General features: G+C 36.3%; 8 protein-coding genes. All 8 read right to left on the bottom strand.

Features of this window, described 5'->3' with window-relative positions:
• Positions 1–208: 208 nt before the first annotated feature.
• Positions 209–1,368 (bottom strand): IS3 family transposase gene (locus tag ACUL40_RS22805; RefSeq protein ID WP_445423132.1). Its coding sequence is split into 2 segments (ribosomal slippage): positions 209–1,110 and positions 1,110–1,368, totalling 1,161 coding nucleotides; the frame shifts between segments, so codons are not numbered across the junction.
• A gap of 104 nt (positions 1,369–1,472) precedes the next feature.
• A complete protein-coding gene (locus ACUL40_RS22800) occupies positions 1,473–3,839 on the bottom strand; it encodes a heavy metal translocating P-type ATPase (RefSeq protein ID WP_000796569.1) in 2,367 nt (788 codons plus the stop codon).
• Positions 3,840–3,862: 23 nt separating this feature from the next.
• Positions 3,863–4,240, bottom strand: a complete 378-nt coding sequence (locus ACUL40_RS22795; RefSeq protein ID WP_000918378.1) for an ArsR/SmtB family transcription factor — start codon at positions 4,238–4,240, stop codon at positions 3,863–3,865.
• 327 nt (positions 4,241–4,567) lie between these two features.
• A complete protein-coding gene (locus ACUL40_RS22790) occupies positions 4,568–5,983 on the bottom strand; it encodes an amino acid permease (protein WP_001284893.1) in 1,416 nt (471 codons plus the stop codon).
• 103 nt (positions 5,984–6,086) lie between these two features.
• A complete protein-coding gene (gene ald / locus ACUL40_RS22785; RefSeq protein WP_001219742.1) occupies positions 6,087–7,220 on the bottom strand; it encodes an alanine dehydrogenase in 1,134 nt (377 codons plus the stop codon).
• A gap of 369 nt (positions 7,221–7,589) precedes the next feature.
• The gene (locus ACUL40_RS22780) at positions 7,590–9,461 is read right to left on the bottom strand and encodes a glycerophosphodiester phosphodiesterase (protein ID WP_001164716.1); all 1,872 of its coding nucleotides are present in this window, start codon (positions 9,459–9,461) and stop codon (positions 7,590–7,592) included.
• Positions 9,462–9,617: 156 nt separating this feature from the next.
• A complete protein-coding gene (locus ACUL40_RS22775) occupies positions 9,618–10,100 on the bottom strand; it encodes a DUF1641 domain-containing protein (protein WP_001040540.1) in 483 nt (160 codons plus the stop codon).
• Between the two features lie 12 nt (positions 10,101–10,112).
• Positions 10,113–13,049: a formate dehydrogenase subunit alpha gene (gene fdhF, locus ACUL40_RS22770; protein ID WP_163061826.1), complete on the bottom strand. Its 2,937-nt coding sequence runs from the start codon at positions 13,047–13,049 to the stop codon at positions 10,113–10,115.
• Positions 13,050–13,339: the final 290 nt, after the last annotated feature.

Raw genomic sequence — 13,339 nt, 5'->3', positions numbered from 1 at the left:
GTTTTTTCAATACTATATGGATATTTGTAAAAAATATATTAAAATAATAAGACGAATGTATCTTATTTGTAAATTTTAATATTATACTATTTTAAAGTAAAATAATATTTGATATTATTTTATTGAGTCAATTTCAACAAAATCACCAATAAAAAAGAGGACGCGGTTTGGTCATCTCCCTGTCAAGTAGACAGTAATAAAAAGAGTATTATGCCACGGCCTTTTCCCGATATTCTATCGGGGAAAGGCCGTGAAGTTTTTCTTGGAACCTTTCTGTATTATAGAATTGAATATATTCTTGAATTGCTTGATAAGCCATTTCATATGTTTTTGGGCGCACTAAATACAACTTCTCTGTTTTTAAATGTGAGAAGAATGATTCGATACACGCATTATCAAAACAGTTTCCACGTCTAGAATGACTACCGACAAATCCTAATCTTTCTAACTGCTTTGCGTAAGATTTTGATGTATATTGAAACCCTTGATCTGAATGTAAAAGGGGCTTAATGGATAAGGATTTCCCCTCTAATTGTTGTAATGTAGTTAAAACCAAATCTAAATCATTTCTTCGAGATAGCTTCCAAGCGACAATTTCATTGTTATATAGGTCTAACATGGCTGACAAATAAGCAAACTGGTCTCCAATTCGTACATAAGTAATATCCGTTACATATTTTTGATTTTGTTTGTCCGCTTGAAACTCTCGGTTCAAATGATTTTTAAATATCACCGATGTTTTCCTTCCGTAAAATGGACGTTTTTTCCGGATGATAGATTGGATGCCTAATTCTCTCATGAGACGGCGAACACGTTTATGATTCATTACCATTCCTTCTCGAGCTAAAGCACGAGTCATGCGTTTATACCCATAGTAAGGGTGCTGACGATGAATAGATAAAATATGTTCTTTATGCCACATATCCCTTTTCTGACGTAAACGCTCTACGTTATGATATTTCCGCCATTTATAGTAGCCAGCCTTAGAAACTTCCGCGATTTGAAACAGCCATCGAAGTGGATAGGCTTGGCGTAATGAATCGATAAGAGAAAATCGTTCTTTCTTTAGGACCATTCCTTCCCGTGTAGATTTGGATTGCGCTTTTTTAAATACTCAACCTGCGCCTTCAAATAAGCATTTTCTTCTTCTAGACTATTAAAATTCTTTCGATTCCAGACACCACGTTGATCCTCAAAGGACTCCCCCTGTTGCGCACGTTTTACCCACTCAATAATCTGAGCATCACTCTTCACACCGAGTTGTTCACGAATTTCTCGCAATGATTTTCTCTCTTCTAATCGAAGACGAACTGCTTCTTGCTTTAGTTCTTCTGTATATTTTTGAAATGATTGTCCTTTTCTTGCCATAAAAAAATCCCCTCCAGATAAAACAGTATTGAGTCCATCATATCAGATGGACTCTTTTTTTACTGTCTACCTATAGGGGATAATACCAGTTCGCGTCCTCTTTTTTATAAATCTTTCACTCGTAATACACGCATTGCATTTAACACTGCAAGTAGTGTCACACCAACATCTGAGAAAACAGCTTCCCACATTGTTGCAATACCAAAGGCACCAAGTAATAAAACGATCCCTTTTACACCTAGAGCAAAGATGATATTTTGCCACACTATACTTCTTGTGCGTTTTGCAATTTTTACAGCTGTCGCAATTTTTGAAGGCTCATCAGTCATAATAACGATGTCTGCCGCTTCAATTGCTGCATCTGACCCTAAACCACCCATCGCAATACCAACGTCTGCACGGGCTAATACTGGTGTATCGTTAATACCGTCACCAACGAAGGCAATTTTTTCTTTTCCGTGCTTCGCTGCATCAATTTTTTCAATCTCTTCTACTTTTTGTTGCGGTAGTAATTCCGCATGAACTTCATCTAAGCCTAATTCTTTACCAACAGCTTCACCAACTGGTTTTGCATCACCAGTTAACATTACTGTCTTTTTAATACCTAGTTCTTTTAACTTTTGAATCGCTTGTTTCGAATCCTCTTTTACCTCATCAGAGATAACAATATAACCTGCATATCTTCCATCTACAGCAACGTGAACTAATGTACCTACTGTTTCTGGTTGCTTAAATTCAATATTTTCTTTTCTCATTAATTTTGCATTACCTGCAAAAATTTCTTTTCCTTGTACTTTTACGACTGTACCGTGACCAGAAATTTCGTTATAATCATCGATTATTTTTTCATCAATTGATTTTCCATATGCCTTTCGAATAGATTGGGCAATTGGATGGTTAGAATATACTTCAGCAAATGCCGCATACTCTAATAACTCTTCACTTGTAGTACCTTCGCTCGGTTCCATTTTTGTAACTTTGAAAACACCTTTTGTTAATGTTCCTGTTTTGTCAAAAACAATATATTTCACATCATTTAAAGCTTCTAAATAGTTACTACCTTTTACTAACACACCACTTTTAGATGCACCACCAATACCTCCAAAGAATCCAAGAGGAATGGATACAACTAACGCACATGGACAAGAGATTACTAAGAACACTAAAGCTCTATAAATCCACTCAGAGAATGTAGCTCCTTCTAAAATAAGTGGTGGAATAAACGCCATGATTGCCGCTGTAATAACTACAACTGGAGTGTAGTAACGTGCAAACTTCGTAATAAAGTTTTCCGTTGGTGCTTTTTTACTGCTTGCATTTTGAACTAAATCTAAAATTTTCGATACAGTTGATTCACCGAATTCTTTTGTAACTTCAATTGTCAACACACCGTTTTGGTTCACAAAGCCACTTAATACATCATTTCCAACTTCAACTTCACGTGGTACAGATTCACCTGTTAATGCTGAAGTATCTACCATTGATGTTCCTTCAATTACTTTTCCGTCTAACGGCACTTTCTCACCTGGCTTAACGATAATATAATCGCCAATTTGTACATCTTCTGGTGATACTTGTTTCGTTTCATTTCCAACCTTTACATTCGCATAATCAGGACGAATATCCATTAATGAAGTAATTGATTTTCGAGAGCGGTTTACCGCAATGCTTTGGAATAGTTCTCCTACTTGATAAAATAGCATTACTGCTACAGCTTCTGAGTATTGTTGAATTGCAAAAGCTCCTACAGTTGCAATTGCCATTAAGAAGTTTTCATCAAATACTTGGCCACGAGTTATGTTTCTTACCGCTCTCCAAACGATATCTCCACCTATTAATAAATAAGCAAGGACGAATAACGGAATTGTTACCATTTGTGGTAAGCCCGCTAATGCAGCAATTGCTGTCAAAATTCCGCCGACCACTAATCTCCCTACCATCTTTTTCACATTTGCTTCACCATGATCATGACTATGCCCGTGGTCATGACCGTTCTTCTCTTCACGAACAACTTTCACGTCTGGCTCTAACTTTTGAACGACATTTGTTATATTTGCTACAGTCGCTTCTAGTTCTCTTTTATTCGCAACTTCTACTCGTAGTTTCTTCGATACGAAATCAACAGTTGCTTCTGAGACAGCTGGCATTTCCTTAACTTTATTTTCAATTTTCATTGCACAGTTCGCGCAATCTAAACCTTCTAATATAAATACTTCTTTAGCAATTTTATTTTTTTGTTCTTCTTGCACTTTAATATGCGGTTCTAATTTTGTAACGAGTTGTTTTGCTTCCGTAACAACTTCGTTTTCTTTATTTTGTGCCGTTTCTAAAATCATTGTCTTTGTTGCAAAGTTTACAGAGCAAGAATTTACTCCTTCTATATTCCCAACACCTTTTTCAATTTTCATTGCACAATTCGCACAATCTAAACCTTCTAACATCAGTTTCTTTTTCACTAACGCTTCAGCCATCGTTCTCCCTCCTCGCGTTCTTTTTATTCTTCTTCGTTTACGTGTTCAAACGCTTGCTCGAAGATATGAATTACGTGCTGGTCAGCTAACGAATAATAAACAACCTTTCCTTCTTTACGATTCTTCACAAGTTTCGCTTGCTTCAACACACGAAGCTGATGCGAAATAGATGATTGTGTCATTCCTAATAAATAAGCTAAATCACAAACGCACATTTCAGCTTCAAATAGCGCATGTAATATTCTCGTACGTGTACGGTCACCTAATACTTTAAATAGTTCTGCTACTTTACTTAAACTTTCATCAGTTGGAATTGTTTGTTTTACTTGCTCTACAACTTCTTCATGAATTATCGTTTGAGAACATGTCTCTTGTGGTGTTTCTACTTTATTTCCAGCCATTATAGCTCACCTCTTTAATTGAACATATGAACAATCATTCATATATCTTATACTCTTATTATATGAGCGCCTAATCATATGTGTCAATGAAATCTGAATTTTTTTATGAACATTCCGTTCACATTTTAATAAGTCGTATACATATTTTCCGCACCCTCTATATTCTCATACAAAAAAGGATGCACAATTCGCACACCCTTTTTCATATTCCGACATAAAAATTCAACAAAGTAATATACATTCCCTTTATTTCAAGAAAAGAAAAAGCCTTGTGCGCTCCCTAGACGCACAAGGCTTACTATACTTATATCCCTTTTAATTAAGCTTTTAATTAGCTTGTTCTAAATTATCCTGCGAACTTCCATCGTCTTTTAAATGACTATGTTTTTTCGAATAAACAAAGTATACAACTACTCCAATTGCTAACCAAGCACCGAAGTACATCCATGTTTTTAATGGTAGATTTACCATTAAGAATAGACAACATGCAATCGAAATAATCGGCAAGATCGGTACAAGTGGTACCATAAATCCACGTTGTAATTTGGGATGTGTTTTACGAAGAATAATAACTGACACACCAACCATCGCAAATGTTAACAACGCTCCAATATTCGCTAAATTCGACAATTCTTTTAAATCGATAAATCCAGCAATTAAAGCACTACCAATTCCTGTTAACCAAACTGTAAATGTTGGCGCTTCTGTCTTTTTATTAATTTTCGCGAAAGATTCTGGCAATAAACCGTCACGGCTCATCGCAAAGAATACACGTGTCGTTGCATAAATGTAAGCAAAAATTACTGCCATAATACCAATTACAGCTCCAATTGCGATTACACCTGCTACTTTATCTTGTCCTACAACTTCTAACACATATGCCATAGCTTCTGGTACATCTAATTCTTTATAAGAAACCATACCCGTCATAACGAGACAAACTACAACATAAATGATTGTACAAATGACTAACGAAGCGATAATACCAATCGGTAGATCACGTTGCGGATTTTTTACCTCTTCAGCAGAAGTTGCTAATGCATCAAATCCTAAGAAAGCAAAGAATACTGCTGCTCCCCCCGCGAAAACTCCACTTAAACCGTACGGTGCAAATGGTATCCAGTTTTCTGGTTTCACGTAGAATACACCAACTGCAATGAATAAAACAACGATACCAATTTTAATTAATACCATTATGTTATTCACGCGTTTACTTTCTTTCGTACCTCTTGATAATAACCAAGTTATAACTAATGTAACGATAACTGCTGGTAAATTCACCATACCACCTTGAGACGGAATCGTTAGCAGTGCTTTTGGAATTTCAAGCCCTAATCCACTCACTAAGTTATGGAAGTAACCAGTCCATCCGCCAGCTACTGCGGCAGTCGTTACAACATATACGGATAGTAATGTCCATCCCATTAAATGAGCTACAAACTCACCAATTGTTGCATATGAGTATGTGTACACACTACCTGAAACAGGAAGTGTAGAAGCAACCTCTGCGTAACATAATGCTGCAAATCCACAAACGATGGCTGCAATCATGAATGAAAAAATAACTGCTGGACCAGCATCTCTTGCTGCTACTAATCCAGTTAATACTAGAACTCCTGTACCAATTATCGCACCAATCCCTAGCATTGTTAGGTCAAATGCCCCTAGCGTTTTCGTCAAAGTTTTACTTTTACTTTCCCCTAACAATTGCGTAACGGATTTCTTTTTAAATAGGTTGGCCACGATGTATGCCCCCTTTTGCCAAGAAGAGCTAAGAGATCTTCACTCTTAGCTCTTATCATGTTGTTTTATATATTGTTCGATTTTGTTTTGTATAATGCTTCTATTAGCAAGATACTGTTTCTGCTTCTAATAATTCTTTAGCACCTTTGTACTCTACACCGTGAGCTTCTGCAACTGCTTCGAATGTTACATAGCCATCTAATGTGTTAATACCTTTTAGTAATGCAGAGTTGCCTAGGCAAGCTTCTTTGTAGCCTTTGTTAGCAATTTGTACTGCATATGGTACTGTTACGTTTGTTAATGCAAGAGTTGATGTACGTGGAACCGCACCTGGCATGTTTGCAACTGCATAATGAACAACGCCGTGTTTTTCGTAAGTTGGGTTATCATGAGTTGTAATACGGTCAGTTGTTTCGAAAATACCACCTTGGTCAATCGCGATATCTACAACAACAGAACCTGGTTCCATTGATTTAATCATTTCTTCTGTTACAAGTTTTGGAGCTTTTGCACCTGGGATTAATACTGCACCGATTACAAGATCAGACTCTTTAACAGCTTCTGCAATATTGTAAGGATTAGACATTAAAGTTTTTACTTGGTTTCCGAAAATGTCATCTAATTGACGAAGACGTTCTGCACTTAAGTCGATGATTGTTACATCCGCACCTAGTCCAACTGCAATTTTAGCAGCATTTGTACCAGCTTGTCCACCACCGATGATTGTTACTTTACCACGTTTAACCCCTGGAACACCTGCAAGTAAGATACCTTTACCGCCTTTGTTTTTCTCAAGGAATTGTGCACCAATTTGTGCAGCCATACGACCAGCTACTTCACTCATAGGTGCAAGTAATGGTAATGAACGGTTTTCTAATTGTACTGTTTCATATGCGATAGAAACAACTTTTTTCTCGATTAAAGCTTTTGTTAATTCTGGCTCTGGAGCTAAGTGTAAGTATGTGAACAAGATTAAGCCTTCACTGAAGTGTTTGTATTCGCTTTCAATTGGTTCCTTAACTTTCATAACCATTTCCATATTCCAAGCTTCTTCAGCTGTATCAACAATTTTTGCTCCCGCTTCAACATACTGAGCATCTGTGAAACCAGACCCTAAACCTGCACCCTTTTGAATGAATACTTCGTGATTGTTACGAATTAAATGTACAACACCTGCTGGTGTCATTGCCACACGGTTTTCGTTGTTTTTAATTTCTGCTGGTACCCCAATACGCATAATGAAATGCCCCCTTATAATTAACAGAAAAAAGAGATTCTTTTTTCTTTTTGTAATAATTAATAACTTATGTCCTTATTCTAGCATAACTTAAAAGTTATGAAAACGCTAACATATCATTTTCCTAAAGTTTTTATATTTAGAATAGTGTAAATATATAAAACATTGATTCTATTAGGGGTTTCGTGTCATTCCATTATCTTTCACTCTATTTTTATTATACTGCTTCAAAATAAACAGCAATCATTTATTATTTGACAATAATTTAACAATGTAAGAAACCTAAGCGATAACGTATACATATACAGTTATTACTTTACTCAATACTTTAGAGATATATTCTTTTCACAAAAAAACAGCTGCTAGCATTTAGCTAGCAGCTGGGTAACTTATAAATAACTTAGAAAATAAATCATCTGTCGTTTCAGTAATTTTATCAAACAGATCACTTTCTTCCGCTTCTTGCTCTTTTAACATCTTAATTGTTTCACGTGCATCTTCAGGGTAATCGGTTATAATACCATCTACGTTTAACTTATAATATGCCTTTAAATTTTCCATATCATTTACTGTCCATACGTAAATTGGTTTGTTTAACTTCCTTGCTTCTTTTACTAATTTCTTATTTAACATATATTCTTCTGCTACGTAAAAGTCAGCCTTCACATTCTTTAAGTTAGCTCTACTTGCATACAGTATATACCCTACTTTTATATCTGGATTTGCACGCTTAAACTCTTTAATAAGTGGATAGTGTAACGTTTGAATTACACATTGCTTCTCAAATTCATTATCTTTAATCGTTTTTAAGACTTTGTTTACAAAATCTTTTTCGCCCCCATGAAGCTTCACTTCTATATTAAGTTTGATTTTGCCATTTGCTAGCTTAATGATTTCATCAAGTGTACTTATTTGTCCTGAAAGTCCATCTTGACTAAGGGTAAGCTGCCTTAACTCCGCCATCGTTAAATCTGACACATGCACATTAGCATTTGCGAGACGTTTCAGCTTCAAATCATGTATAACCGCTAGCTCACCGTCTTTCGTTTGTAATACATCTATTTCAGCGTAGTCTGCTTTTGCATCAATAGCACCTTGCACAGCTTCTTTCGTATTTTCTACGCCTTTTGATATATACCCGCGGTGCGCCATAATAATCGGTTCTTTATACGAATTTGAAATAAACGTTACAATGAAGGCAACGACCATTCCCGCAGTAATAATCCCTACAATGTATACGCCAATGAATTTCCAACGATGTTTTTGGAAGAAACATTTATCTGCTTTCGTTTTCGAATAATCTAATCCTTCTTCTAATAAAACATCCTCAACTGGAACCTTTTGTAAGTATAATCGCGTAATCGCCATAATATAAAATGGCGTCACGATAAAGCTGAATAAATACAATGTACTCGTTAAAAATACAGAAATCGTTGATTCAGCTAATAATGCAAATGTTCCTTTCGGGTTTGTAAATTCATAAACACCCCATAGGCACAATAAATACATTCCCAAAAACATGACATATACAATTCCAATTGAAATAAAAAATCCTACTAAAAAGAATAGTACTTTAAAAAAGCTTTCCTTTACTAAAGTTGCACTTTTACGTGCTGCCACGCGAAATGGTTTTTGCTCTAAAACAACAATAGGTAGAACGAAAATCCATCTAAGATTCAAATACGCGACTACAGCAAAGAACGTGTAATAACCAACTTGTCCCATCGTTGTCTTAAACAGCTCTCCTGTAATAAAGTTAGGAATTTGAATTTGCGGGATTAATGCCGTTTCATATCCCATATTTAAAAGAGGCAACAATACGACAGCATATAAAATAAATCCTGGTAAGCAATATGTGAAAAGAGTAGGTAAATACGTTACCGTTTTATATAAAATCGGACGTAATTTCACCTTCTGTCTTTTATGAGCGAAATACGAAATAATAATAAGCACCGCAAATTCTGTAAAGATAAGAAACAGTGCTAACAATGATAAAATTACGATTGCTAAGATGCCATAAGGCGTCTTTAAAAACGCTAATAATTCATCATTTGTCGCATTTGCATAACCACCAAAATACAATAACTTATTAAAAATGATTCCAAATAGCGGAACAAACACAATCGCTGCTAATAATTTATAAGCAAGTTGAAAAGTTAATACATTCCAAAAGGCAAATTTAACTGTTTGAAAGGAATGTCTCATTACTCCTGGTATAGATAGTTTTTTACGGTGTTGCATATATTCCTCCAAATTCTAAAACGGTATTTGAGATGGATTCCATATTTCCAGTTCTAATCCATCTTTTTAATAATAATATATTCCGCTTAACATGAACACTCTTATACATATAATGAAAAAAGTGATGGCTACTTCCCATCACTTTTTTCATCTATTCTATTTTTTCTCTAACCCTTGTCCAAATGCTTTCAAGAAGCTAAAACCGAATGTAATAGCTCTATTGATATCTGGATCTTTTAATACTTTAAAGAAATCCATCACTTTTGTTTTTTTACCACTATTTAATTCGTCTGTTGCAAATTGCAATCCTGTAACTAAACTTGACGTAATTTGCTTCGTTATTTCTGGGTCAACTGAAGATAACGCTTCTCCTGCCCCCATCATATTGTTTAACGCATTTTTAACGGGTTCACGATTTAATTGCTCCACAGCGATTTTTGAAACATCTTCCTTCGCAGCAAGTAAACTAATTGCCGCATCTAATATACCAGCCTTCTGCAACTGTGCTAAAAGCTGCATCGTTTCTTCTACTGCTTCACGATTATTAGATAGCTCATTTAGAAGTTCATCTGCTACTTGCTGTTTCTGTTCTTCCTCTGTTACAACTTTCTTTTTAATTACAGTAATTTCTTTCGCCACTATCTCCGCCCCCTAGTCCACAAGTGATACGTATTGTTTTCTTTGCCATTTTTGCTGGATTTCAACACCGTTTTGCGGATTACGCTTTTTATCTCTCGGGTTTGAAGATGGTAACGGACGCTTCCCTTTTTCACGTAATACACGCATCTTTACCATCGTTTGTTTGTACGCTGGTGTACACGTATAAAGATCTGTCGCCGTTCCAGTTAAAATATTGATTGCCTCTTCATTTACCGTTGCATGCATCGGTAAATATAGCTCTTTCCCCGTTACACGATCTGTAACAAGTGCCTGTACTTTAATTTTCCCAAATGGTGATGCTAATTCTACAAGACCACCATCTTTCACATTGCGCTCTAGGGCAAGTTCAGGCGAGATTTCAACGAACACTTCAGATACTTTAGATAAAATACCAGCCGATTTATTCGTCATATTCCCTTCGTGGAAATGTTCTAACATACGACCATTATTTAAAAGTAAATCATACTCATCTGGCGCTACAACTGGTGGTACCCATTCATCTAATGATAGACGAGCTAGTTTATCCGGGAAGTTAAATCCGTCCACATATAATAGCGGTGTATCGCTACCATCATGGCTACCCCAACATAAACTATTCCATCCTTCTAAACGATCGTATGTTGCCTGAGAATATAAAGGTGCAAGCGATGCAATTTCATCCATGATTTCACTTGGACTTTCATAATTCCAGTCCCCGCCAAGCGCACGAGCTACTTTTTGTAAAATCCACCAGTCTGGCTTTGAATCACCAAGCGGCTTCAATACTTCATATAATCTTTGAATACGGCGCTCTGTATTCGTAAATGTTCCCTCTTTTTCTAAGCTTGGTGCTGCCGGTAAAATAACATCAGCAAAACGAGCTGTTTTCGATAAGAACATATCTTGAACAACAAGGAAATCTAAATTTGCTAAAATATGTTGTACATGGTTGGCATTCGAATCTACTAAAGCCATTTCTTCACCCATAACATACATACCACGCAGTTTTCCTTCATCTGCCGCAAGTAACATTGCAATATTATTTAAGCCTGGTGCTTTCGGAATTGTAGTACCGTATGCTTTTTCAAATTTCGCACGGAGCGCATCATCTGAAACCGCTTGGTAACCTGGAAGCCAGTTTGGTAATGTTGCCATATCACAAGCGCCTTGTACGTTATTATGTCCGCGTAATGGGTATGCTCCTGCACCAGGACGACGATAGTTACCTGTAACAAGCAATAGATTTGAAATTGCTGCTGAAGTTGTACTTCCTCCAGTATTTTGAGTTACACCCATTCCCCAAAGTACACAAGTACCATCTGCTTCATATACCATACGAGCCATTTCTTTCAGATTTTCTTTCGAAATCCCCGTAATTTCTTCTGTATAATCAAGCGTATACTTTTCTACCATTTTGCTATATTCATCAAAATTCTTCACATTTTCAGCTATGAACTTTTTATCGTGCCAATCTTGATCAATAATATATTTCGTAATACCAGCGAGCCATACATAATCAGTTCCTTGGCGCGGATGAATGAATAAATCCGCACGCTCTGCCATTTCATGTTTACGAAGATCCGCCACAATTAATTTTTGGTCATGTAATTTATGAGCACGTTTTACACGCGTTGCAAGTACAGGATGTCCTTCTGTCGGATTTGCTCCAACGATAATGACAAGGCCTGCTTCCGCAATATCTTTCACTGTTCCAGCGTCCCCGCCCATACCGACAGTTTTAAATAAACCGTCTGTTGCTGGAGATTGACAATAACGGGAACAGTTGTCTACATTATTCGTTCCATATATTTGACGGGCTAGTTTTTGCATAAGATAATTTTCTTCATTCGTTACTTTCGAAGAAGAAATAAACCCAAATGCATCACTTCCATATTCTGATTTAATATGCTGCATATTGGATGCAACAACTTCAAGAGCCTCTTCCCATGAAGCTTCAACAAACATATCCCCTTGGCGAATTAATGGCTTTGTAATACGATCTTCACTGTTTACAAAATCCCATCCAAATTTGCCTTTTACACATGTTGAAATACCGTTAACCGGCGCATCTGAAACAGGCTGCACTTTCAAAATGTGGCGGTCTTTCGTCCATACTTCAAATGAACAACCTACACCACAAAATGTACAAACTGTTTTTGTTTTATTCACTTTCGTCTTACGCATCGCAGCCTCTACTTCTGAAACTGCTAAAATACTACTATATCCCGGCTCTACATCCTTTACAAAATCAATCATCGGATCTAACACATCCGGTTTCAATCCTGTCATGAATCCAGCTTCACCTAACATTGATTTCTCCATCAACGCATTACATGGACATACTGTTACACATTGCCCGCAACTTACACAAGATGAGTCATTTATACTTACACCATTGTCCCATATAACACGTGGACGGTCTAAGCTCCAGTCTATCGATATAGTTTCATTCACTTGTAAGTTTTGACATACTTCTACACACTGTCCACAAGCAATACATTGATTTGGATCATATCGATAAAACGGATGTGACATATCCACTTCACACGCACTTACTTTTGGCTCATACGGATATTTCTGTTCCTCAATTCCCATCATATGTACTGTATTGTGGACTTTACAGTTACCATTATTGTTATCACAAACGGTACAATACAGTAGATGATTCTCTAATATTCGATCCATTGCCTCAGTCTGTGCCTCTTTTGCACGCTGGGACTGTCTTTCGATATGCATACCGTTCTCTAATTTCGTTGAACAAGCACGCAATAACTTTCCATTTACTTCTACAATACACGTATCACAAGTTTGAATTGGATCTACTTCTGGTACATGACAAATTTGAGGATGTTCCAAATTACTCTCGTTAAATAATTGTAGTATCGTCTTTTCACCTGATGCAGAAAATTCTTTACCATCGACGGTTACACGGACTGTCTGTTCTGCCATAGTTTCCCCTCTCCTTACAACCAACTGTACAACACAATCATGAATCCGTTTTCAAAATCGCATTACTGTACATTTTTTTGAAACGCTCTACCCAAATACTTTCTTATGAAGTCGATTCTAGATGTTATAAGGTATAACTACGAAAGCTTGAAAATATCACTATTCTACAGTTCTATTATATCGTACATATACAATAATAACCAAAATAATCTGTGATCTTCTTGTTAATAGGTGTTTTTATTTTTCCCATTGTTTTATGATAAATGTGGGAGAGAAATACATATAAAAGG

It is taken from the genome of Bacillus sp. KNSH39 (assembly GCF_052656585.1).
Note: the sequence above shows the minus strand (reverse complement) of the source record. Positions and strands in the feature narration are given on the sequence as shown.

Bases quoted from the DNA above. Each gene is read 5' to 3' on its own strand.
- ACUL40_RS22800 (WP_000796569.1), bottom strand. From the start codon at position 3,839: ATGGCTGAAGCGTTAGTGAAAAAGAAACTGATGTTAGAAGGTTTAGAT.
- ACUL40_RS22780 (WP_001164716.1), bottom strand. From the start codon at position 9,461: ATGCAACACCGTAAAAAACTATCTATACCAGGAGTAATGAGACATTCC.
- ald (WP_001219742.1), bottom strand. From the start codon at position 7,220: ATGCGTATTGGGGTACCAGCAGAAATTAAAAACAACGAAAACCGTGTG.
- ACUL40_RS22795 (WP_000918378.1), bottom strand. From the start codon at position 4,240: ATGGCTGGAAATAAAGTAGAAACACCACAAGAGACATGTTCTCAAACG.
- fdhF (WP_163061826.1), bottom strand. From the start codon at position 13,049: ATGGCAGAACAGACAGTCCGTGTAACCGTCGATGGTAAAGAATTTTCT.